Source organism: Pedobacter sp. GSP4, from assembly GCF_051857575.1.
Lineage (GTDB): Bacteria > Bacteroidota > Bacteroidia > Sphingobacteriales > Sphingobacteriaceae > Pedobacter.
This window is the reverse complement of record NZ_JBPZIR010000003.1, coordinates 291378-313912: the sequence shown is the minus strand read 5'-3', so window position 1 is coordinate 313912 and position 22535 is coordinate 291378. Positions and strand designations below refer to the sequence as shown.

Sequence of the window (22535 nt, the reverse complement as noted above, 5' to 3'; positions counted from 1 at the left end):
ATCATTCTTTCCTTCAATAATTCCTTCCCCCCACTCATTCAATCTATCATTTACTCAATCTACCATTCAATCATTTTAAATATGAAACAAGAAAAAACCCCAAATGCTGGAGTCATCAGCCGTAGCCCTTTTCCGGCATCGAGCAAAATTTTTGTGCCTGGCAAAATCCACAACATTCAGGTGGCCATGCGGGCAATTACCCTAACCGATACTAAAATCCACAACGGTTTCGGATTAACTGAACCAAATCCTCCGGTAACAGTGTACGATACCAGCGGACCATACACCGATCCAAATGCTGTTATTGATGTTAAAAAAGGGCTGCCGCGCCTACGCGAAAAATGGATAACCGACCGCGAGGATGTAGTGCAGCTCGATCAGTTATCATCGGCCTATGGCCAACAGCGTCTGGCAGATAGCAAACTCGATAACCTAAGGTTTAACCACATTAACAAGCCTTTCAAGGCAGAGCCGGGTGCAAACGTATCGCAGATGCACTATGCCAAAAAAGGCATTATAACCGCCGAAATGGAATACATTGCCATTAGGGAAAACCAACAGATAGAACTTTTAAACGAACAGCTGGGCAATCAGCATACGGTAATGAACCACCAGCATCAGGGCAATAGCTTTGGCGCCAATACCCCAAAAGGATATATCACCCCCGAATTTGTACGTGCAGAAGTAGCTGCAGGCAGGGCTGTAATTCCCTGCAACATTAACCACCCGGAACTCGAACCCATGATCATCGGGCGTAATTTTCTGGTTAAAATTAATGCTAATATTGGTAATTCGACTGTTACCTCAACCATAGAAGAGGAAGTAGAAAAAGCCGTTTGGGCCTGCCGTTGGGGTGCCGATACCATTATGGACTTATCTACAGGGAAAAACATCCACGAAACGCGCGAATGGATTATCCGCAATTCGCCAGTGCCGATTGGTACGGTACCTATTTACCAGGCACTCGAAAAAGTAAACGGTAAAGCTGAAGACCTTACCTGGGAGATTTTTCGCGATACCCTGATTGAGCAGGCAGAGCAAGGAGTTGATTATTTTACCATCCATGCCGGAGTATTGCTCCGTTATGTGCCATTAACTGCCAAAAGGATTACGGGTATTGTTTCCCGCGGGGGATCAATTATGGCCAAATGGTGCCTGGCCCACCACAAAGAAAATTTCCTGTATACCCATTTTGAAGAAATATGCGAAATTATGAAAGCTTACGATGTGGCTTTCTCTTTAGGTGATGGCTTGAGGCCGGGCTGTATTGCCGATGCCAATGATGCTGCACAGTTTTCGGAACTGGAAACACTCGGCGAGCTGACCAAAATAGCCTGGAAACACGATGTACAGACCATTATAGAAGGACCAGGCCATGTGCCCATGCACCTGATTAAAGCCAATATGGAAAAACAGCTGGAGCATTGTGCCGAAGCTCCATTTTATACCTTAGGGCCGCTAACTACCGATATTGCGCCGGGTTACGATCACATTACCTCGGCCATAGGTGCGGCAATGATTGGCTGGTTCGGAACGGCCATGCTTTGTTATGTTACACCCAAAGAACATTTAGGCCTGCCGAATAAGAAAGACGTAAAAGATGGGGTAATTACCTATAAAATTGCGGCACATGCAGCCGATCTGGCTAAAGGGCATCCGGGTGCACAGTATAGAGACAACGCGTTGAGTAAGGCCCGGTTCGAATTTAGATGGGAAGACCAGTTTAACCTTTCGCTGGATCCGGATACCGCTAAGGAATTCCATGATGAAACACTTCCGGCGGAGGGCGCCAAAATTGCCCATTTCTGTTCGATGTGCGGACCAAATTTCTGCTCGATGAAAATTACCCATGATGTACGCGAATATGCCGCACAGCAGGGATTGGAAACTGAAGATGCGCTCAGTAAGGGTATGGAGGAAAAATCGAAAGAGTTTACCGAAAAAGGAAGCGAAATTTATTCTTAAACCCTATGGAACTGATTGTAATTGCTAAGCCCAAAAGTTTTAATGGCGAAACCCAGATTGTAAATCAGCTTTTCGAAGCGGGCTTACAGGTTTTTCACCTGCGCAAAGAAATCAACGAACGCAGCACTTACCAAAAGTTCCTGGCGGGTATTTTACCCGAATATCACCATCGGATTGCGTTGCACCATTTCCATGAACTCGCCGGCGATTACGGGATCAAAAGAATCCACCACACCGAAAATTGTAGAAAGCGCAATGCAGGTATGGATTTTTCGGGGAACAGGATATTCAGTACTTCTATCCATCGGGTTGAAGATATTCCGTACATCGGCCAGTACCATTATAGTTTCCTTAGCCCGATATTCGACAGTATTTCTAAACCCGGCTATATGGGTATTATAACGCCAAAGTTCATGCTCAAGAAAACTCATCACACCAAACTGATTGCTCTTGGCGGTATTGGTTTAAACGAGGTGGCGCTTGTAAAAGATATGGATTTTGATGGACTTGCTCTTTTGGGAAGTATCTGGAAAGAGCCAGCACAAGCATTAACAAACTTTAAGCAAATACAATCCAAATGCGAATTTATAACCTAGCAAAATGATTAACCCATTACAATATATATCACAAAAGCCGCAAACCGGCACACACATAGATGCCATTGAACAAGTGCTCAAAGCCGGAGGAAAATGGATTCAGCTCCGTATTAAAAATCTGCCCGAATGTGAGATTTTGCCTTTCGCACAGGCCGCTCAGCAGCTCTGCAAAAGCTATGGCGCCCAATTGATTATCAATGATTTTCCACATCTTGCCAAAGCGGTTGGCAGTTATGGGGTACATTTGGGCTTACAGGATATGCCCATTGCCGAAGCCCGTAAAATAATCGGTCCTGATCAGATTATTGGTGGTACGGCCAACACTTTCGAACATATTCTTCAACGCGTTGCCGAAGGTGCAGATTACATAGGTCTTGGCCCGTTCAGGTTTACGCGGACCAAAGAAAACCTAAGTCCTATTGTAGGCTTGGAGGGCTATCAAAAGTTAATGGAAAAGGTAAAAAAGGCAGGGATAACTACGCCAATAATTGCCATTGGGGGCATTGAAGCTGCAGATATCTCTTCTATCCTCGAAACAGGTATTTATGGCGTAGCGGTATCAGCAGCGCTAACCAACCAAACGCAAACAGAGGCCATCCTCAGCCAGATCAACGATAAACTAAGTATCAACTCTATTCAAAACTAGTATGTTAACCATAGCCAATCAAACCTTTAGCTCTCGCCTTTTTACCGGAACAGGAAAATTCAGTTCGGCAAAAGAAATGGAGAGTGCCTTAATTGCCTCGGCTTCCGAGCTCGTTACGGTGGCACTTAAACGTGTTGATTTAAAAGGTAAAGACGACGATATCCTGCAGCACCTTAAATATCCGCACATTAACCTCCTGCCCAATACATCGGGCGTGCGCAATGCCAAAGAAGCCGTTTTTGCTGCACAGCTGGCACGCGAAGCTTTAGAAACGAATTGGATCAAGCTCGAAATCCATCCTGATCCTAAATACTTAATGCCCGACCCCATTGAAACCTTAAAAGCAACAGAAGAACTGGTTAAATTGGGCTTTGTGGTGCTGCCTTATATCCACGCCGACCCTGTATTGTGCAAGCGGCTGGAAGATGTGGGCACTGCAGCGGTAATGCCATTGGGTTCGCCCATAGGCAGCAATAAAGGATTAAAAACGATCGACTTTTTAGAAATTATCATCAGCCAGAGCAGTGTTCCGGTAATTATCGATGCTGGTATCGGCGCTCCATCTGATGCAGCAAAGGCGATGGAAATCGGTGCTGATGCTGTTTTGGTGAACACGGCCATTGCCATTTCTAAAAATCCCACGCAAATGGCTGCCGCATTTAAACTGGCCGTAGAGGCTGGTCGGATGGCCTTCGAATCGAAACTTGGCGCTCAACAACATTATGCCGCAGCAAGCAGTCCACTAACCTCATTTCTTGATGAACAGTTTTAACCAGGTATTCGAATCGCACAATTGGGACGATACCAAAGCCAGTATTTACGATAAAACAAGTGCCGATGTGGAAAATGCATTAGGCGCTCAAAACCGCAGCCTCGAAGATTTTAAGGCGCTTATTTCTCCCGCAGCTTTGCCCTATCTTGAAGATATGGCGCAGATTAGTCAGCGTTTAACCCTCGACCGTTTTGGCCGTACCATACAGATGTACATTCCGCTGTACCTTTCTAACGAGTGCAGTAATATTTGTACCTATTGCGGTTTCAGCTACGACAATAAAGTAAGAAGGAGAACGCTTACACCAATTGAAATTATGCAGGAGGTTGCGGTAATTAAAGGCATGGGCTACGATCATGTGCTGTTGGTTACCGGCGAAGCCAATCAAAGTGTACATACCGATTATTTTAAAAAGGTACTGGATCTGATCAGTCCACATTTTTCGCACATTTCTATGGAAGTGCAGCCCTTGGATGTAGCAGATTACGAAACCTTGATCCCGCATGGCTTAAACACTGTTTTGGTTTATCAGGAAACTTACCATCAGGACGATTACCGCAAACATCATCCCAAAGGGAAAAAATCGAACTTTTTATACCGTTTGGAAACTCCCGACCGATTGGGGCAGGCTGGCATCCATAAAATGGGATTGGGCGTGTTAATTGGTTTGGAAGACTGGAGAACCGACTCGTTTTTTACCGCTCTTCACCTCTCTTACCTAGAAAAGCAATACTGGCAGAGTAAATTCAGCATATCTTTTCCACGGTTGCGCCCTTTTAGCGGTGGTTTAGAGCCCAAAGTAGCCATGAACGATAAGGAACTTGTTCAGCTGATCTGTGCCTATCGCCTATTTAACAGCGAAGTGGAACTTTCTATCTCAACCCGCGAAACCGTTGCTTTTAGAAACCAGGTGATTAAACTGGGTATAACGGCCATTAGTGCAGGCTCAAAAACCAATCCGGGAGGCTATCACGTAGAGCCACAATCGTTAGAGCAGTTCGAGATATCCGATGAGCGTTCGGCGCAGGAAATTGCCGCAATGATTAGAAAACAGGGTTACGAACCCATCTGGAAAGATTGGGATATGGCTTTAATCCGCAAATCATGTTAGCAAAAGAAGAAATTGGCCGTTACAACAGGCAGATGATATTGCCTGAAATTGGCCTTTTGGGACAGCAGAAATTAAAGGCAGCAAGGGTATTGGTAATTGGTGCGGGTGGCTTGGGTTGCCCCGTGCTGCAATATCTTGCTGCTGCCGGCATTGGAGAGATTGGAATTGTAGACGACGATTTGGTGGCCTTAAGCAATCTGCACAGGCAAATTCTTTACCATATGGCCGATATTGGCAAACCTAAGGCAACCATAGCCAAAGAAAAACTGCTACAGCTTAACCCACAGCTCAGTGTAAATAGCTTTAACGAAAGGTTTACGGATACAAGGGCTACAGAAATTTGCCAGCAGTATGATCTGGTAATCGATTGCTCTGATAATTTTGATACGCGGTATCTGGTAAACGATACCTGTGTAGCCTTGGGCAAAACCTTGGTTTTTGGCTCTATTTTGAAGTTTGAAGGTCAGATAGCTGTTTTTAACCACCAAGGTTGTGCAAATTACAGAAACCTTTACCCTGAGCCGCCCACCGAAAACATCAGTTGCATTGAAGGTGGCGTTATTGGCATTTTACCGGGACTTATCGGCTTATATATGGCCAACGAAACCATTAAGCTTATCTGTGGAATCGGCGAAACCCTGGCTGGTAAATTAATGACGGTTGATGCACTAAACAATACCCATTATGTGTTTCAGATTAAACGGGAAAAACCTGTTGAAAAACCAGTAGTCCAGGCCTTAAAAAATAGTATATCGATAAAGGAAATCGACCAGCAAACCCTTTCCCTATGGATAAGCGAAAGTGCAGAAACTGTTTTTCTGATTGATGTACGCGAAGATTATGAACATGAAGAGCATCATATTGGCGGGATTAATATTTCGCTCTATAATTTAGCTGAATCGGTTGCCCTTATTCCAGAAAACAAGAAAGTGGTATTTTATTGCCAAACTGGGCAAAGGAGCCAAATGGCAGCTCAGCTATTACTTCCAATTTATGTTGGAGAGGTGTATAGCTTAAAAGGTGGATTAAGCACGGCGCGAAAAATTTAACTACAACAGCCCACTGCGTTTTGTACTGAGCATCACTTGCTGAATTAATCAACCGCTTTGGTTTCTCTGTGCCTTTTCTTTGTGCTCTTTGTGGTTAATGTGAAATGCTCATTCGATAATGACCATTTCAAGGCTGACGTTTTAATTAAATGTTTCGTTAAGCTGAATAGCATGAGATAAAAACAAAAAAGGGAAAACGTTTCCATTTTCCCTTTTACATCTTCCATCCAAGCCTATCTTTTCTTGCTTTTGTTCGGAAACTTCATTTTGTAATCTGTTTTGATATTTCCTTTCGAAATCGCATCCAGTTTACTTTTTAGCATCGTTTTGCGGAGTACGCTAACTTTATCGGTAAATAATTTTCCTTCAATATGGTCGTATTCGTGCTGAATAACGCGTGCAGGCATTCCATCCACATCATCCGTATGCTCTACCCAGTTCTCATCGAAATAGGTAATTTTAATATTTGGCTTGCGCGAAATATTTTCGCGGATATCGGGAATACTTAAACAGCCCTCGTTAAAAAACCATGGTTCGCCGGTTTCTTCTAAAATTTCTGCATTGATAAAAACTTTCTTGTATCCTGGCTTACCATCTTCATCTTCGCCGGTATCAACAATAAACAAACGTATTGGAAGGCCTATTTGCGGTGCAGCCAGTCCAACGCCATTTGCATGGTACATGGTATCGAACATGTCGCTGATCAGTTGCTTTAATTCTGGATAATCTTTATCGATATCGGTACCTACCTTTTTTAAAACAGGATCGCCGTAAGCTACTATTGGTAATTTCATTGTATTGTATTTTTTTTCAGATCTGGATCTGAATTTGTTAGTGTGGGCAAATTGTTATTCTGAATGCAATGAAGAATCTTCTTTTTAGCATTATCGAACAAGTTACCACTGTATTTAATAGAACTGCTGATCGAAATGAGATGCTTTGTTCCTCGGTATGACAGCAAATTCTTTACAAAAATAAGAATTATTCCTCTATTGGGCAGAAAGTAAAGATATTCAGTTGATCGATCGCTAACACTTCTTGTACCACATCGGCCATCTGAGCAGTATTAACGGCATTAATTTTCTCAAAAACAGTCTCCAGTGAATCTATTTTATCATGATCGATGAGGCTCTTGGCCATGGAAATGATTAAACCGATCCTGTTTTCTTCGCCGAGCGCTATCTGGCCTATAAATTTATTTTTGGCCTTTTGCAGCTGCAGTTCATTAAGCGGGTTTTCTTTAAGCTTTTTGATTTCCTTAAAGATCAACGAAAGTGCTTTTGCCTGCTTTTCCTTATCTGTACCAAAGTAGATCGAAAAGATGCCGGTATCGCTCAACGGCGAAAAATTAGATTCTATGGTGTAAGCAATGCCATATTTTTCTCTAATCTGCAGGTTCAATACAGAGCTCATTCCGTTGCCGCCGAAATAATTATTCAACAACATTAAAGGCACCTTCTGGTTTTCGTGTGTAGAGTAAGCCTGTGTGCCCAAAATACAGTGTGCCTGCATAATGGGTTTGTAAATGGTAGTGTTGGTTTGTGGCAAAATGCCCGGTTTAATCCTTTCTTTTGGCGGATTATTTTCTTCAACCCCAGCAAAATGCTTGCTCCCTTTATTTACGAAACTATTAAAAGTATAATTGCCTAAAACAGCAACCACGATTTCGCTGGTGCGGTAATTCGCCTTTCTGAAATTGATCACATCCTCGCGGGTAAATCCCTGAACAGAGGCTATTGTGCCCAAAATATTATTGCCCAGCGCATGACCAGCAAAAAGCATATCTTCAAAGTCATCGTTTATGGCTTCTTCAGGTTGATCGAGGTAGGAAGCAATCTCATCTAAAATAACACTTTTCTCTTTGTCCATTTCCTCCTCTGGAAAAGTAGAATGGAAAATAATATCGTTAAAAAGATCTAAGGTTCTATCTAAATACGGGTTTAAAAAAGAAGCATGTACGCAGGTGTATTCCTTGGTTGTATAGGCATTTAAATCGGCCCCAACACTTTCCAATCGGTTTAAAATCTGGTTGGTGCTCCGCTTTTCGGTACGTTTAAAAATCAGGTGCTCTATAAAATGTGCTAATCCAGCTTTATGAATGGGCTCATCGCGGGAGCCTGTATTGATAATGATGCAAGCATGAGATATTGCCGAAGCCGAAGGCACATGCAGTAAGCGTATGCCGTTTGGCAAAGTGTGAACATTGTATTCCATTGGTGGGCAAAGATAAGGCTAATTGCTTACAATGCCTCTGTATCTGGATATTGCAATTGTAAAGCGGATATCAATTTATCTTTGGTTGGCCTGTTGAGTACCATAAAAACGAAATTGCCGAGTGCAAAGATCAGGAAAAATGAATTGTGGGTAATAAAAAAGCCTACCAGGTTAAAAAGTGCACCTGCTTCCAATAATGCCGAACTGATGATAAACGCACTTTGATAAAGATTAATTTTTACATCAGCTGTAGCGGTTTTATCAATTTTTGAAAGGGTGTTTCTGAATAAAAAAATAGCCGAAGAGATAGTGATCAATCCCATGATCGGAAATATAGGGTTAAAAGGCGAAGTGGTTTTGGGATTGGCATCAAAAAACATGATTTCGCGGTTTAGGAATATGGTTACGAGTGCAAAAAGGAAAACGCCAGCGCATAAAGCCAGGTGAATAGTTTGAAGTGTTTTTAATTTAGTGTTCATTATATAGTTTAAAAAGTTTTATTGTTTGGTTTAAAAAGGTCCGTCATCTCGACCGTAGCGGAGAGATCTTTTTAGATTTATACTCGAAGATCTAGCTTTGCTGAGCACTTGGTGGTTCTCGACTTTGTTTCACCCGATAGCTATCGGGTCCGCTCGAAATGACGATCCTGATAAATTTATTTCTCAATCCCCTCCAATGCAAATAAAAAGGCCCATCTCAACGAAACATCTTTTAAGTAATCGAAGCGGCCAGAGGCACCGCCATGGCCAAATTCCATATTGGTTTTTAGCAAAAGCACGTTTTTATCTGTTTTGGTTGCCCTAAGTTTGGCCACCCATTTGGCTGGCTCGAAATACTGTACCTGACTATCGTGCAGGCCAGTGGTAACCAGGATATTTGGATAGGCTTTTTTCGCTACGTTTTCGTATGGCGAGTAGCTTTTCATGTATTCGTAAGCTGCCTTTTGCTTCGGGTTTCCCCATTCATCAAATTCATTGGTAGTTAATGGAATGCTTTCATCGAGCATGGTATTCACTACATCAACAAAAGGAACATCGGCAATAACACCGTTCCATAAATCGGGGGCAAGGTTCACAATAGCGCCCATTAAAAGTCCACCAGCACTTCCGCCGTGTGCATATAAATGCCCTTTCGAAGTGTATTTCTGATCGATCAGGTATTCGCCAGCCGCAATAAAATCGGTAAAAGTATTTTTCTTTTTCATCAGTTTACCATCTTCATACCACTGGCGGCCCATTTCCTGTCCACCACGGATATTGGCAATGGCAAAGGCAAACCCCCTATCCAACAGGCTCAGCCTTTGTGAAGAAAAATAAACATCAGAATTTGCGCCGTAAGAGCCATAACCATAAAGTAGCAGAGGTGATTTTCCATTCTTCTCGAAACCCTTTTTATATACCAAAGCAATAGGAACCTTGATGCCATCTTTAGCCGTGGCAAAAACACGCTCAGTAACGTAATCTTTAGGGTTATAACCGCCTAAAACCTCTTGCTGTTTCATCAGCTTTTGGTCTTTTTTAACCAGGTTATAATCGTAAATTGAATTTGGTGTGGTTAGCGATGTATAAGAGTAACGCAATGTACTGCTGTTATATTCCGGATTTGAACCTACACCGGCGTCGTAAACAGGTTCATCAAACTTGATATAATAATCGCTGCCATCTTTTTTTAATACCCTTAGCTCGGTAAGGCCGTTTTTGCGTTCAGATAAAACGGTATAATCTTTAAATTCTTCAGCACCTTCAAGCAAAACATCGGCGCGGTGTGCAATTACCTCTTTCCAGTTTTCTTTGTCGGTTTTATCTAATGGGCATTCCATTAAACGGAAGTTTTTGGCGTTCCAGTTGGTTAATATTAAAAATTTATCGTCAACAGCCATTACATCATACAAAACATCTTTAGCACGGGCTGCAAAAACCTTAAACGGTGTTTCTGGATGGTCGGCATCGATCAGTTTGTATTCAGACGTTAGTGTACCCTGCGATACGATAAAAATATACCTGCCGTTTTTGGATTTACCCACCCCGATGTAATTCGTATTGTCTTTCTCATCGTAGGCTACCACATCAGTTTTGGCATCAGCACCAAGCGTATGTTTTTTAATTTTTTCGCTTAATAAAGTTACCGGGTTTTTAGAGGTATAAAAGAAAGTCTTGTTATCGTTTGCCCAAGCTACAGCGCCTTCGGTATTGGCAATGGCATCTTTTAAAATTTCTCCTGTTTCTAAATTCTTGATGTTAATGGTATACTGGCGGCGCGATACCTGATCTACACCAAAGGCCAGTAACTTATTATCAGGACTAATGCTAAAACCTGTTGTACTGTAGTAGGCATGTCCTTCGGCAAGCTTATCTACATCCAAAAGTATTTCTTCGGGTGCAGTTAGGCTACCCTTTTTACGGCAATATTTAAAATACTGTTTTCCATCTTCCGTTCTGGAATAATAAAAGTATCCGTTTTTGAAAACCGGAACAGATTCGTCTTTTTCTTTAATCCGGCTTTTCATTTCTTTAAACAGATCGGCCTGAAACTGATCTGTACTTTTCATCATGGTACTGAGGTAGGTGTTTTCTGCTTTCAGGTAATCTACAACCTTTGTACTATCCGGACCTTTTTTAAAATAATCAATCATCCAGTAATAGTTATCTACAACAGTATCGCCGTGTATAACTCTTTTGTGTGGAATTACTTCGGCTACGGGCGCTTTGGCATCAGGCCATTTTATTGGTTTCATTTCTTCTTTTTGTGGTTGGTTACAAGCCGTAACTGCACTGAGCAATATAAGGGCAGGTAAGATACGTTTCATAGTGGTGGGATTTAGGTTCAATGCAATTTAATTAATTTTTTTGGTTCATTAGTTCATTGGGGGTTAATCAGATTGTTTGATTGTTGAATGGTTAAATTGTTGCTTGTAAATTGTTAATGGGGTTAATTGTTTAAATCGGTTAACTGTCTAAGGTATCCCGGGCTTCAACGCCAAACGCTTATCGCCATGCACCAAACCAAATTATCATTTTCGTAAAAATCCATTATGCCCATAGATAAATATCTTAATTATAAAAATTGATGGTAAATTGCCGCATCAAATTGCTTTTTAGGATAAAAATGAAACCGGGGTATAAAAAAATAGTTGTAAAGGTTGGTTCGAATGTAATTACGCAAGAAAATGGATTGCCTGATGAAGCGAGGATTAAACACCTTGTCAATCAACTGGCTGATATTAAACAACAGGGTATTGAAGTTATTTTGGTTTCTTCGGGGGCAGTGGCATCGGGCAGAAGCTTAATTAAAGTATCCGAAAAGCAGGATGCTGTAACTACCCGGCAACTACTGGCAGCCATTGGTCAGGTAAAACTGATTAATACCTATGCCAATTTCTTTGCAGCACATCGCATACAATGCGCACAGGTTTTAGTAACGAAAGAAGATTTCCGCGACCGTGCCCATTATTTAAACATGAAAAACTGCCTGCAGATTTTACTTCAGAACGAGGTAATTCCTGTGGTAAATGAAAATGATGTGGTTTCGGTAACAGAGCTGATGTTTACCGATAACGATGAACTGGCGGGCTTAATTGCTTCGATGTTAAATGCCGATGCCTTGATTATTTTATCGAATGTTAACGGAATCTACAACGGCGATCCGAAAATTGAAGGCTCAGAAGTGATCCAGGAAATTAATGGTTCGGTTGCTAGTTTGGCTTCGTTTATACAAACCGGTAAATCGCAGTTTGGACGTGGCGGCATGATCACCAAGTCTACCATGGCCCAAAAGGTGGCCAAACTGGGTATTACGGTTCACATTGCAAACGGCACACAGGATAGTGTACTTCTTTCTTTGCTCGATAACCAACTGGTGCACACCCGTTTTGTGCCCGAAAAAATTAAATCGGGTAAGAAAAAATGGATTGCCCATTCGGAAACCTCTGCTACTGGCATTGTTAAACTGAACGATGGTGCGAAAACAGTATTAACCTCAGGTAAGGCGACCAGTTTATTGCCTGTGGGGATTATCGAAATCCAAAGCGATTTTTTAAAAGGCGACATCATTAAAATTGTTGATGAAAAAAATAACCTGATCGGATTGGGAATTGCTGAATACGGATCGGATAAAGCCAGAGAACGTATTGGCCAGAAGAAACAGAAAGCTTTGGTGCATTACGATTATTTTTTTTCAGCTATTTAGGCTTACCAGTTCGTCATCCTGAACTTGTTTCAGGATCTTAAAACCAGATGCTGAACTAAATTCAGCATGACGGATCTTAAACTACTAAAATGGATTACAAACAATACTTCGAAAAGGCACAACAAGCTAGCCGAACCATGGTTAGCCTGGCTAAAGAAACCATCAACACGGTTTTAACAGATGTGGCTGCTGCTTTGGTGGCCAATGCTGATGAAATTCTGACTGAAAACGTTAAGGATTTAGCCAGAATGCCTATCGAAGACCCCAAATACGACCGGTTAAAGCTAAGTAAAGATCGCATCGCGGATATTGCAAACGATCTTAAAAACGTTGCGGGTTTAAATAGTCCGTTAGGTAAAATCCTTTCCGATAAAACGTTGGATAATCAACTGCATATTCAAAAAGTTAGTGTGCCGCTAGGCGTTGTGGGTGTAATTTACGAAGCGCGCCCAAACGTTACTGCCGATGTATTTTCACTATGCTTTAAAACGGGAAACGTAGCTGTTTTAAAAGGCGGTAGTGATGCAGAATTATCTAATTTAGCCATTACCAAGGTTATTCATGGCGTATTAAAAAAACATGGCATTAACCCTGATGTGTTGACTTTATTGCCGGCAGATAGGGCTGCTACCGAGGCTTTATTAAACGCAAGGGGCTTTGTTGATGTTTTAATCCCAAGGGGAAGTCAATCGTTAATTAATTACGTGCGCGAAAACAGTAAAATTCCGGTAATTGAAACCGGTGCAGGAATTGTACACACCTATTTTGATGAATCGGGCGATCTGGAGAAAGGTAAAGCCATTATTTTCAATGCAAAAACCCGAAGGGTAAGTGTTTGTAATTCTTTAGATTGTGTACTTATTCATGCAAACAGACTGACTGATCTTCCTGCACTTTTATCTCCACTGGCTAAAGGGGATGTGGAGCTTTATGCCGATGAGCAAAGCTATGGGGTTTTAAAAGCGACCTACCCTGCTAAACTGTTAAACCCAGCTAAACCCGAACATTTTGGCACAGAATTTTTATCCCTTAAATTGGCGGTTAAGGTTGTAGAAGATCTGACAGCAGCATTAAACCACATTGCTGATTATAGTTCAAAGCATAGCGAAGCGATTATTTCGGAAGATGTGGCCAATATTGCTCAGTTTTTAAATGAAGTAGATGCCGCTGCGGTATATGCCAATGCCTCTACCGGATTTACAGATGGCGCACAGTTTGGCCTCGGTGCCGAAATTGGCATTAGCACACAAAAGCTCCATGCCCGCGGGCCCATGGGACTGGAAGAACTAACCAGCTACAAATGGGTGGTAAGGGGCAATGGACAGGTGAGAAGATGAAAGATTGAAGATGTAAAATGGAGTTGAATAACCAATGATCAATTTTCAATAACCAATAGCTAAGCCATTAAGACCTTAATATTCTTAATTTCTTAATGGTCATAGGGTAGACGATTTAAAATGGAATTGAATAATCAATAATCAATTTTCAATAACCAATAGCTAAGCCATTAAAATCTTAATGTTCTTAATTTCTTAATGGTCATAAGATGTATGATGGAATTGGATAATCAATTTTCAACGACCAATAGCTACCATTTGACAACCTATCTATTACAGTTCAAAAACCTCGCCCCTTTCCGGCACTTCAACATGAAAACCATCTTCCTGCAATGCCAACGATAAACTTTGTAGGCTTTTATCTTCACCATGCACCAAGAAAACCTTTTTAGGCTGGCCCGTTTGTTTCACTGTTTTAACCAAGTCGTTATGATCGCCGTGACCACTTAATAAATCAGTTTGACGGATGGTAGCATACACCATCATTTCGCGGTCTTTGATGCGTACAATCGGCGCCCCGCTTAACAATTTATAGCCAAGTGTACCTTTGGCGCAATAACCAATAAAAAGAATGGTGCAGTAGTAGTTTTGGATGTTGTAATACAGGTGATCTTGTATCCTGCCCCCTTCGAGCATACCTGCCGAAGAAATAATAATGCAGGGATCGAAATAATTAGAAACATCTTTACTCTCTTTCATGGTTTGAACGTAAGCCAGGTGCTCAAATTCAAATTCATCCCCCATGGTCTGGTAAAAGTCTTTAGCTTCTTGGTTAACCAGATTGTGGTGCTTGCGGTAAACATCAGTAGCTTGTATAGCCATGGGGCTATCTACAAATATCTGTACAGGAGGAAGCAGTTTTTTGGTAAATATCTGGTTGAGTGCAAATACCAGCGATTGTGTCCGGCCGATACTGAATGCTGGGATAATTAAGCGCCCGGGTGTTTTAATGCAGGCTTCGGTTATTTCCTCTACCAGTCTTTCCTCTAGGGTTTTATCTTTGGTGTGCATCCTTCCGCCATACGTGGCCTCACTTACCAAATAATCCACTTCGGGCAATGGTTCGGGGTTTACCAGTACTGGGTAGTTCTCACGGCCTATATCTCCGGTAAATGCAATTTTCTTTTCTTCGCCATTATCATTTATGGTTAAAACTGCAGCTGCAGCACCCAATAAATGCCCCACAGGTATAAATGTTAAACTAATGTCGCCATTAATTTTAAAAGGTTTATTAAAAGCAATGGTTACAAACCGATCGATGGTATCCATTACGTGTTTGTGCAGGTACAAAGGTTTTGGTCCGCTAAAATTGCCTCTTTTAGTGCGCGGTTTACGACTTTGCTTGCGTAAAAAAAGCTCAACGGAATCAAATAACAATATAGAAGTTAAATCGGCAGTTGGTGGGGTACAAAGTACTTGCCCATCGAAACCAATGCGTACCAGTGTAGGTAAATTACCTGAATGATCGATGTGTGCATGTGTTAAAATAACCAGGTTAATTGTGGCCGGATCGAATGGAAAGTGTTGGTTTTCTTCCTGATAGGTTTCCTTTTCGTAATCCAATCCACAATCTATCAATATTTTATAATGCCCAACTTCGAGCAGGTGCATACTTCCTGTTACCTGTTGTGCAGCACCCCAAAACGTTAACTTCATCTTCTTTTCTTTCGCGTAAGTTCTTTAGGCGTAAAGTAATATAATTGATGGGATTTTTTAAACAATGTGAAGTAATTTTTTGAACGACATATTTTATCATCATCAGGGAGATAGTTTATCTTTGCAAGAAAACAGCAAACATGCAAGAACCTTTTGACATAGAAATCGGAACAGTTAACTATTCAGTTTTTCCGGAACGAAATGATTCGTATACCATTTTTAAGGATGGAAAAGAATATATTCAGATTCAAAAAGATACTTCATCTATCTGGCTAAAAATGGATTATAAAACAGAGCTTCCAATTTTTGAGGAAGATGAAGAAGTGAATGCCATTGGCCAGGCAATTGAAAATTATGTGCCTGAAGTGGAAGATGAGGAAGAAGACGAGCTTTAAGCATCTTTTAATACTGGCCGACAATGCCAGCCAGTATTATTCTGTTAAATTAGGCAATAAGTTTTAACAGCTCTTCGGCAACTTTTTCTGATGAGGCTGGGTTTTGTCCGGTTATTAACAATCCATCAACCACAGCGTAAGGGTTCCAATCTGCAGTTTTGCTATAATTTCCGCCATTTTTTACCAACATATCTTCTACCAGAAAAGGCACTATGTTTGTTAATTGAACAGCTTCTTCTTCGGTATTGGTAAATCCGGTTACATTTTTACCCTTTACCAAATACTCGCCATTTACTTTTACATCCTTGAGCACCCCTGGTGCATGACATACAAAGGCAACAGGTTTATTGGCCGCGTAAAAATCGGTAATGAGCTGCTGTGATGTTGTACTTTCTGCCAAATCCCACAACGGCCCGTGACCGCCTGGATAAAATATGGCATCATAATCATCCATATTTACATTGGCCAATGGGATGGTGTTTTTTAATTTATCTAAAAGAACAGCGTCTTTTTCCATTCTTCGGGTAGTATCGGTTTGGAAAGATGGATCTTCACTTTTAGGGTCAATTGGCGGCTGGCCACCTTTCGGCGAAGCCAAAACAATATCAATACCTTTATCGGCTAAGGCATAATATGGTGCAGCTAATTCTTCTGACCAAAAGCCTGTTTTTAAGCCTGTGTTTCCTAATTCGTCGTGGCTCGTAAGCACGAATAAAACTTTCTTATTCATATTTTTTATGCTAAGTGTATCACAAAATTAGGTCTATCTACTAGGCAAACAAAGGACTTGAATCACAGAATTAGTGTGCGTTAAATCACATTTTTGCAGAAAGCCGGCTAAGTGTTTCTCTCGAAATGCCCAGATATGCTGCAAGTATTGTTTTAGAAACCCTTTGCATTAGTTTTGGATATTGCTGTGCCAGTTGTTCAAAACGCTCTTTGGGGCTTGTGGTAAGCAGCGATAAAATCCTTTGCTGTAAAGCTACGTAACCAAAATTGCCTTTTACCCTAAAAAAGTGCTCCATTTTATGACTTTCGTTGCACAACCTATCCAAATTTTCTTTGGAGATATAAAGTAATTCTGAATTTTCAAGGCAGCTGATATTGGTGATGGATTTAAAATTACCGTAGAAGGCGCGGAAATCTGATAGCCACCAATTTTCCATTGCAAACTGGATGATATATTCTTTACCATTTACGTCGGTAAAGGAGGCTTTTAACAATCCTTTAACTACAAAATAGATATTGTTTACCCACTCATCTTCCTGAATAAGATACTGATGTTTTTTAAGGCTTTTGGGTTTGAAATGGGTAGATATATGTTCAAACTCCTGATCGCTGAGCGGAACGATTTCTTCGATGTGTGTTTTTAATTCAAAACTCATGCTATAAATTTAGCTAAATAAGCTTCAAACTTGTTTTATTTTTTGATTTGCTCACTGGAGCAATGGAAATAAATAAGGCCCGATGATTAACCGGGCCTTATTGTTTAATAATTATCTGGTGCAGTCTGCCGTCCAGATTTGACTATCTTTAGCTACCCTAATGGTTAGGTTGCTGGCATCGATACTAATGCCTGTTAATCCAGAACCGATACTCACGTAACTGTTATCGCCTTTCTTCTCAAATTTTACTCCAGTAATATCCGGAATGTTGTTGCCAAAATAAAAATTATACGTTTCGCCAACTTTACTCACGGTTACTTTTCCATCGCTGCTGGTAATGGTGCTTTCGCCATTGCGGTAAGAAACTGATCCTTTGTAAGTGCCTACAAAGAAATCTCTGTCAGCAGGATCTGTATCTTTTTTACACGATACCATTACGGTTAATGCTATTAAAAGCATGCTTAAAATTTGAACTGTTTTTTTCATCTCTTTCACTTTTTAGTTTTTTAATAGGTAATAAATGTAACAGTGCTATGACAATGACTATGCCAAAGAAGGCCGACACTCCTTAATAATAGTGCATTTTAACCTTCTTGAATAAATTTTAATTGTCTGGTATTAAGTGTTTTGTGTGATTTTCTATGTGAAATTTGTTTTTGTTTTCAGCAAGAGGCTGGATACGATTTTGCAGGAAGATTTCTTTTTGACAAATCGTAATTATAGGACAGTCGTTTTTAATATCTTTCTAATTTGGTTGGATCGCTTTCATCAAATCATTAACAAATGTTTTTTGTCCATCATTACAAATGTTTAGGCAGTTAAAGTTTATGATCAATCCCTGTGGCGCTTCAAATAACTTCATGTAGGTTAGTATTTGTGCCTCTACAATAGGTTTGATGGTTTTTGAGGCCTTTATCACCACTGTGAGGCAATTTTCAATGAGTAGATCACAGCGTAGCGTTGTTGCAACAGTGATATTTTTATAACTCACTGGCGTTTTCTATTTTATTTTCACGATATATTTGTTGATTTCTCTATATTGAGGGTTTCTCTTCTTCTAAGCCATATATATAGACCATATAGGTAGAGGTTTTTTCTAAGTCATGTAGATATATGGTTTTTAACTAAGCGGTATAAATTATCAGCTATATGTACTGTATTTCTATATGGCTAATTTGTAATTCAAAGCTTTAACCCGCCCAACCATCTCTATCCAAACTCCTGTAGTTAATCGATTCTGCCAGATGTTCTATTTCTACATTTTCGCTCCCCGCTAGATCGGCAATGGTTCGGGCTACTTTTAAAATCCTATCGTATGCCCTGGCCGATAATCCCAGCCTCTCCATGGCATTTTTTAGTAAAATTGTACCTTCATTACTGATCTGGCATACTTTACGCACCATTTTTGGGCTCATCTGTGCATTATAATGTAGGTCTGTTTTATCTGCAAAACGGATATCCTGAATTTGGCGCGCCCTGATAACCCTTTCTCTAATATGATCGCTTTTTTCTGCCTCCTGTGTGGAGGCCAGTTCAGTAAAATTGACCGGGGTAACTTCTACATGCAGGTCAATCCGATCCAGTAATGGCCCTGATATTTTACTCAGATACTTCTGAACAATGCCGGGAGCACATACACAGTCTTTTTCGGGATGGTTGTAAAAGCCACATGGGCAAGGATTCATCGAGGCTACCAACATAAAACTGGCCGGATACTCAACCGAAAACCTTGCCCGTGCAATAGCAACTTTCCGATCTTCTAAAGGTTGCCGCATTACCTCCAAAACCGTCCGCTTAAATTCGGGCAGTTCATCCAAAAACAGCACACCGTTATGCGCGAGCGATATTTCTCCCGGCTGTGGATTTATTCCTCCACCAACCAAAGCTACATCGCTAATGGTGTGGTGCGGCGAACGGTATGGCCTAATCGTCATCAGTGCATCTGCTGCCGAAAGTTTACCCGCTACCGAATGGATTTTGGTGGTTTCTAAAGCCTCATTTAAATTTAGTGGAGGTAAAATGGTAGGTAGGCGTTTGGCCAGCATGGTTTTTCCTGCCCCCGGTGGACCAATTAAAATAACATTGTGGCCACCTGCTGCTGCAATTTCTAAAGCCCTTTTAATATTTTCCTGCCCCTTAACATCTGCAAAATCATGCTCGTAGTTATTGATGTTTTTTAAAAACTCTTCTTGGGTATTAATTTTTACAGGTTCAATTATTTCAGTTCTATTAAAGAAAGCAATTACCTGGGCGAGGTTTTCTACTCCAAATGCATTCAAATCATTAACAATAGCTGCCTCGCGAACATTTTGCTTGGGCAAAATAAATCCGGTAAAACCATCCTGCTTGGCTTGTATGGCTATTGGTAAAGCGCCCTTAATAGGTTGAATAGTGCCATCCAAAGAAAGTTCGCCCATGATGAAATACTTTTCCAGTTCGTCATGCGGAATTTGCCCTGAGGCGGCCAAAATACCGATGGCAATTGGGAGATCATAAGATGAGCCTTCTTTTTTGATATCGGCTGGTGCCAGGTTTACCACAATTTTTTGCTTGGGCATCCTAAAGCCCGAAACATTTATGGCACTGGCCACACGCTGTAAGCTCTCTTTTACAGCGTTATCTGGCAGGCCCACCATGTAATATTTGGTGCCAGAACTGATACTCACTTCGATGGTTATGGTTAGTGCATTTACGCCATAAACAGCACTCCCGTATGTTTTTACAAGCATTTAATTTTTTAATTAAAATAAAGTGGGATGTAAATTTATTCGGGATGAATATTATTGACTAATATAAGAATTGTTTTAATAAAGTAATTACCATACTTTAGTTAAAAACACTTTTTTTACCATGAAAAAAACATTGATTACTTTTTACTTATTAATCCTGACACTTTGCAGCTTAGCTCAAAAAAAGAACGAATTTATTGGAGTTACCGGACATATTTTTTTAGATGGTAAAAACACTTTAAAAAATAGTTCAATTAGATTATTAGGTTTGAGGGATAGGAAGAGCGGTATAAATGAAGACGGTACTTATTATTTATTGGTTCCAAAAAACATGGATCTTTTTGTGATAGCAGATGAAAAATACGTTACAAAAATTAATGCCAAAGATAAAAATGTCGATGTGTTCTTTTTTTCTGGAGAGAAAGATTTAACTAAACAGTATCTAAATGAATGGAATAAGACAAAAACTTTTTTTGATAATGTATATAAAAGCCTACCACCAGAAGAAGATTCAAATATTATTGGATCGCCAAGAGTAGATATTGCCATTCCAAATACAGCTACTAAAAATACACCAGTAGATTTTGGGAATAAAGTTTTTGATTTTATTAGTCTAGATTCCCAGCCTGAGTATCCAAAAGGCTATACTGAATGGAATAATTACATTAAAACGAATCTAAAATATCCAAAAGAGTCTGAAGCAAAGAATATTAAAGGAACTGTAATTATGTCATTGATTGTCGAAAAAGACGGTAGCTTTTCTGATATTAAAGTTAAGAAGGGACTCGATATCTATTGTGATAATGAAGCCAAACGATTACTAACAAGTTCTGAGAAATGGAAGCCAGGTGTTTTTCAAGGGAGTAAAGTTAGAACTCAATTAGATATCGCAATCAAATTCAATTAGTCACTTTTTGGAATAAGAGTTCGTTAACTTTATTATATGGAACGGCTTTTTACCTGCGTTACTGGATTAAGCCTGGGGCAAGGCTTTAAATAAACAAGAATGTATAGCACATAAAAAATCCCAACCATTTCTGATCGGGATTCTTTTCTACAATATTCTTTTCGCTTTCAGCTTTGGTTTTTAACCTTTCAGCTAAAGCCTATCTTCCAAACGGCATTTTAGGCATACCTTTCATCATGGCTGCTGCTGCGGCCGGGTTAGAAAACTGCTTCATCATTTTGCGCATATCTTCAAACTGTTTAATCAGCTTGGTTACTTCCTCAACTTTGCTTCCCGAACCTTTTGCAATACGTAAACGGCGGCTCTGCTGTATGGCATCAGGGTTTTCCTTTTCAAACGGGGTCATCGAATTGATAATTGCTTCGATTGATTTAAAGGCATCATCCTGGATATCCACGTTTTTCATCATTTTACCCACACCCGGAATCATCCCCATCAAATCTTTCATGTTACCCATTTTCTTGATCTGTTGAATCTGGTTGTAGAAATCGTTGAAATCGAATTTGTTCTTGCGGATTTTTTTCTGAAGTTCTGCAGCCTCTTTCTCATCAAACTGCATCTGCGCACGTTCAACAAGTGAAACCACATCACCCATACCCAAAATACGCGAAGCCATACGGTCAGGGTAGAAAACATCAAGTGCTTCCATCTTCTCGCCGGTACCGATAAATTTGATTGGTTTGTTAACCACCGATTTAATCGAAAGAGCCGCACCACCACGGGTATCACCATCCAGTTTGGTTAATACCACACCGGTAAAGTCCAATCTGTCGTTAAATACTTTTGCCGTATTTACCGCATCCTGGCCCGTCATCGAATCCACAACGAATAAAATTTCGTGTGGCTGTGTTTTGGCTTTAACTTCAGATATTTCGTTCATTAAAGATTCGTCAATCGCCAAACGACCGGCCGTATCAATAATAATTACGTTATTTCCGTTTTGTTTACCATGTGCAATACCTTCTAAGGCAATACCTACCGGATCATTCGATTCGCGGTTAGCATAAACCGAAACACCAACTGAAGTTCCCAATACCTCCAATTGATCTACCGCTGCCGGACGGTACATATCGCCTGCAACCAATAAAGGTTTTTTGCCTTTGCCTTTCAAATGCAAGGCCAATTTACCTGCAAAGGTAGTTTTACCCGCACCGTTTAAACCTGCAATTAATATAATGGTTGGGTTTGCTTTGGTATCTAACTCCGTAACTTCACCACCCATTAAGGCAGCAAGTTCATCGTTCATTATTTTGGTAAGCAATTGGCCTGGCGAAACGGCTGTAAGCACATTTTGCCCCAAAGCTTTCTGCTTTACATCATCGGTAAACGATTTTGCTGTTTTATAGTTAACATCGGCATCCAATAATGCTTTACGGATTTCTTTCATGGTTTCTGCCACGTTAATTTCCGTAATGCTGCCTTGTCCTTTTAGTACTTTAAATGCTCTGTCTAGCTTGTCCTGTAAATTATCAAACATCTTTTTTTAAGCTAAAAGCCTAATGCCATGGGCAAAAAGCCAGTTGTTTTT

21 protein-coding genes are annotated in these 22535 nt (G+C 40.6%); 10 read left to right on the top strand and 11 right to left on the bottom strand.

Going from position 1 to position 22535, the window contains the following annotated elements; genetic code table 11:
- Positions 1–81: 81 nt before the first annotated feature.
- Genes thiC through moeB form a run of 6 tightly spaced genes read left to right on the top strand, consistent with a single transcriptional unit; the run spans position 82 to position 6139 of the window.
- Positions 82–1965 carry a phosphomethylpyrimidine synthase ThiC gene (gene thiC / locus ACS5PU_RS08520; RefSeq protein ID WP_439458864.1) on the top strand — a complete coding sequence of 628 codons (1884 nt, stop codon included), beginning with the start codon at positions 82–84 and terminating at the stop codon, positions 1963–1965.
- A 5-nt stretch (positions 1966–1970) separates the two neighbouring features.
- On the top strand, positions 1971–2561 hold the full coding sequence (locus ACS5PU_RS08515; RefSeq protein ID WP_439458863.1) for a thiamine phosphate synthase: 591 nt from the start codon (positions 1971–1973) through the stop codon (positions 2559–2561).
- Between the two features lie 4 nt (positions 2562–2565).
- Entirely contained in the window at positions 2566–3207 is a 642-nt protein-coding gene (locus ACS5PU_RS08510) for a thiamine phosphate synthase (RefSeq protein ID WP_439458862.1), read from the top strand.
- Position 3208: 1 nt separating this feature from the next.
- Positions 3209–3979 (top strand): thiazole synthase, encoded by a 771-nt coding sequence (locus tag ACS5PU_RS08505; protein WP_439458861.1) that lies wholly within the window; start codon positions 3209–3211, stop codon positions 3977–3979.
- Complete coding sequence (gene thiH / locus ACS5PU_RS08500; RefSeq protein ID WP_439458860.1) at positions 3966–5090, top strand: 2-iminoacetate synthase ThiH; 1125 nt, start codon at positions 3966–3968, stop codon at positions 5088–5090. The genes ACS5PU_RS08505 and thiH overlap by 14 nt, the downstream gene beginning before the upstream one ends.
- On the top strand, positions 5084–6139 hold the full coding sequence (gene moeB, locus ACS5PU_RS08495) for a molybdopterin-synthase adenylyltransferase MoeB (RefSeq protein WP_439458859.1): 1056 nt from the start codon (positions 5084–5086) through the stop codon (positions 6137–6139). The genes thiH and moeB overlap by 7 nt, the downstream gene beginning before the upstream one ends.
- Before the next feature lie 233 nt (positions 6140–6372).
- Here moeB and def read toward each other — a convergent pair whose 3' ends face one another.
- The 4 genes from def to ACS5PU_RS08475 all read right to left on the bottom strand — a co-directional run bounded on the left by def (position 6373) and on the right by ACS5PU_RS08475 (position 11159).
- Positions 6373–6933, bottom strand: a complete 561-nt coding sequence (def, locus tag ACS5PU_RS08490) for a peptide deformylase (RefSeq protein WP_439458858.1) — start codon at positions 6931–6933, stop codon at positions 6373–6375.
- A gap of 187 nt (positions 6934–7120) precedes the next feature.
- Positions 7121–8353, bottom strand: a complete 1233-nt coding sequence (locus ACS5PU_RS08485; RefSeq protein WP_439458857.1) for a M16 family metallopeptidase — start codon at positions 8351–8353, stop codon at positions 7121–7123.
- A 26-nt stretch (positions 8354–8379) separates the two neighbouring features.
- Entirely contained in the window at positions 8380–8832 is a 453-nt protein-coding gene (locus ACS5PU_RS08480; RefSeq protein WP_439458856.1) for a hypothetical protein, read from the bottom strand.
- A gap of 176 nt (positions 8833–9008) precedes the next feature.
- Positions 9009–11159, bottom strand: coding sequence for a S9 family peptidase (locus ACS5PU_RS08475; protein ID WP_439458855.1), 2151 nt, complete (start codon positions 11157–11159; stop codon positions 9009–9011).
- A 299-nt stretch (positions 11160–11458) separates the two neighbouring features.
- Here ACS5PU_RS08475 and proB point away from each other — a divergent pair, with 299 nt between their 5' ends.
- Entirely contained in the window at positions 11459–12538 is a 1080-nt protein-coding gene (gene proB / locus ACS5PU_RS08470) for a glutamate 5-kinase (protein ID WP_439458854.1), read from the top strand.
- A gap of 89 nt (positions 12539–12627) precedes the next feature.
- Positions 12628–13875 carry a glutamate-5-semialdehyde dehydrogenase gene (locus ACS5PU_RS08465; protein ID WP_439458853.1) on the top strand — a complete coding sequence of 416 codons (1248 nt, stop codon included), beginning with the start codon at positions 12628–12630 and terminating at the stop codon, positions 13873–13875.
- A gap of 273 nt (positions 13876–14148) precedes the next feature.
- Here ACS5PU_RS08465 and ACS5PU_RS08460 read toward each other — a convergent pair whose 3' ends face one another.
- Complete coding sequence (locus ACS5PU_RS08460) at positions 14149–15531, bottom strand: MBL fold metallo-hydrolase RNA specificity domain-containing protein (RefSeq protein ID WP_439458852.1); 1383 nt, start codon at positions 15529–15531, stop codon at positions 14149–14151.
- Between the two features lie 140 nt (positions 15532–15671).
- On the opposite strand from ACS5PU_RS08460, the gene ACS5PU_RS08455 reads away from it, so the two are divergent.
- Positions 15672–15926 carry a hypothetical protein gene (locus tag ACS5PU_RS08455; RefSeq protein WP_439458851.1) on the top strand — a complete coding sequence of 85 codons (255 nt, stop codon included), beginning with the start codon at positions 15672–15674 and terminating at the stop codon, positions 15924–15926.
- Positions 15927–15975: 49 nt separating this feature from the next.
- Here the strand turns inward: ACS5PU_RS08455 and ACS5PU_RS08450 are convergent, their stop codons facing one another.
- From ACS5PU_RS08450 to ACS5PU_RS08430, 5 genes are all read right to left on the bottom strand, one after another.
- Positions 15976–16656 carry a type 1 glutamine amidotransferase domain-containing protein gene (locus tag ACS5PU_RS08450; RefSeq protein WP_439458850.1) on the bottom strand — a complete coding sequence of 227 codons (681 nt, stop codon included), beginning with the start codon at positions 16654–16656 and terminating at the stop codon, positions 15976–15978.
- 85 nt (positions 16657–16741) lie between these two features.
- Complete coding sequence (locus ACS5PU_RS08445) at positions 16742–17311, bottom strand: Crp/Fnr family transcriptional regulator (RefSeq protein WP_439458849.1); 570 nt, start codon at positions 17309–17311, stop codon at positions 16742–16744.
- 111 nt (positions 17312–17422) lie between these two features.
- Positions 17423–17797, bottom strand: coding sequence for a hypothetical protein (locus tag ACS5PU_RS08440; protein ID WP_439458848.1), 375 nt, complete (start codon positions 17795–17797; stop codon positions 17423–17425).
- 259 nt (positions 17798–18056) lie between these two features.
- Positions 18057–18302, bottom strand: coding sequence for a GxxExxY protein (locus tag ACS5PU_RS08435; RefSeq protein ID WP_439458847.1), 246 nt, complete (start codon positions 18300–18302; stop codon positions 18057–18059).
- A 199-nt stretch (positions 18303–18501) separates the two neighbouring features.
- Positions 18502–20040 carry a YifB family Mg chelatase-like AAA ATPase gene (locus ACS5PU_RS08430; RefSeq protein WP_439458846.1) on the bottom strand — a complete coding sequence of 513 codons (1539 nt, stop codon included), beginning with the start codon at positions 20038–20040 and terminating at the stop codon, positions 18502–18504.
- Positions 20041–20161: 121 nt separating this feature from the next.
- On the opposite strand from ACS5PU_RS08430, the gene ACS5PU_RS08425 reads away from it, so the two are divergent.
- Positions 20162–20947, top strand: coding sequence for an energy transducer TonB (locus ACS5PU_RS08425; RefSeq protein WP_439458845.1), 786 nt, complete (start codon positions 20162–20164; stop codon positions 20945–20947).
- Between the two features lie 199 nt (positions 20948–21146).
- Here ACS5PU_RS08425 and ffh read toward each other — a convergent pair whose 3' ends face one another.
- On the bottom strand, positions 21147–22484 hold the full coding sequence (gene ffh, locus ACS5PU_RS08420; protein ID WP_439458844.1) for a signal recognition particle protein: 1338 nt from the start codon (positions 22482–22484) through the stop codon (positions 21147–21149).
- Positions 22485–22535 lie beyond the last annotated feature (51 nt).

What these genes read in the sequence shown, in the direction of transcription:
- thiC (WP_439458864.1), top strand. Translation starts at nt 82, where the DNA reads ATGAAACAAGAAAAAACCCCAAATGCTGGAGTCATCAGCCGTAGCCCT.
- ACS5PU_RS08515 (WP_439458863.1), top strand. Translation starts at nt 1,971, where the DNA reads ATGGAACTGATTGTAATTGCTAAGCCCAAAAGTTTTAATGGCGAAACC.
- ACS5PU_RS08510 (WP_439458862.1), top strand. Translation starts at nt 2,566, where the DNA reads ATGATTAACCCATTACAATATATATCACAAAAGCCGCAAACCGGCACA.
- ACS5PU_RS08505 (WP_439458861.1), top strand. Translation starts at nt 3,209, where the DNA reads ATGTTAACCATAGCCAATCAAACCTTTAGCTCTCGCCTTTTTACCGGA.
- thiH (WP_439458860.1), top strand. Translation starts at nt 3,966, where the DNA reads ATGAACAGTTTTAACCAGGTATTCGAATCGCACAATTGGGACGATACC.
- moeB (WP_439458859.1), top strand. Translation starts at nt 5,084, where the DNA reads ATGTTAGCAAAAGAAGAAATTGGCCGTTACAACAGGCAGATGATATTG.
- def (WP_439458858.1), bottom strand. Translation starts at nt 6,933, where the DNA reads ATGAAATTACCAATAGTAGCTTACGGCGATCCTGTTTTAAAAAAGGTA.
- ACS5PU_RS08485 (WP_439458857.1), bottom strand. Translation starts at nt 8,353, where the DNA reads ATGGAATACAATGTTCACACTTTGCCAAACGGCATACGCTTACTGCAT.
- ACS5PU_RS08480 (WP_439458856.1), bottom strand. Translation starts at nt 8,832, where the DNA reads ATGAACACTAAATTAAAAACACTTCAAACTATTCACCTGGCTTTATGC.
- ACS5PU_RS08475 (WP_439458855.1), bottom strand. Translation starts at nt 11,159, where the DNA reads ATGAAACGTATCTTACCTGCCCTTATATTGCTCAGTGCAGTTACGGCT.
- proB (WP_439458854.1), top strand. Translation starts at nt 11,459, where the DNA reads ATGAAACCGGGGTATAAAAAAATAGTTGTAAAGGTTGGTTCGAATGTA.
- ACS5PU_RS08465 (WP_439458853.1), top strand. Translation starts at nt 12,628, where the DNA reads ATGGATTACAAACAATACTTCGAAAAGGCACAACAAGCTAGCCGAACC.
- ACS5PU_RS08460 (WP_439458852.1), bottom strand. Translation starts at nt 15,531, where the DNA reads ATGAAGTTAACGTTTTGGGGTGCTGCACAACAGGTAACAGGAAGTATG.
- ACS5PU_RS08455 (WP_439458851.1), top strand. Translation starts at nt 15,672, where the DNA reads ATGCAAGAACCTTTTGACATAGAAATCGGAACAGTTAACTATTCAGTT.
- ACS5PU_RS08450 (WP_439458850.1), bottom strand. Translation starts at nt 16,656, where the DNA reads ATGAATAAGAAAGTTTTATTCGTGCTTACGAGCCACGACGAATTAGGA.
- ACS5PU_RS08445 (WP_439458849.1), bottom strand. Translation starts at nt 17,311, where the DNA reads ATGAGTTTTGAATTAAAAACACACATCGAAGAAATCGTTCCGCTCAGC.
- ACS5PU_RS08440 (WP_439458848.1), bottom strand. Translation starts at nt 17,797, where the DNA reads ATGAAAAAAACAGTTCAAATTTTAAGCATGCTTTTAATAGCATTAACC.
- ACS5PU_RS08430 (WP_439458846.1), bottom strand. Translation starts at nt 20,040, where the DNA reads ATGCTTGTAAAAACATACGGGAGTGCTGTTTATGGCGTAAATGCACTA.
- ACS5PU_RS08425 (WP_439458845.1), top strand. Translation starts at nt 20,162, where the DNA reads ATGAAAAAAACATTGATTACTTTTTACTTATTAATCCTGACACTTTGC.
- ffh (WP_439458844.1), bottom strand. Translation starts at nt 22,484, where the DNA reads ATGTTTGATAATTTACAGGACAAGCTAGACAGAGCATTTAAAGTACTA.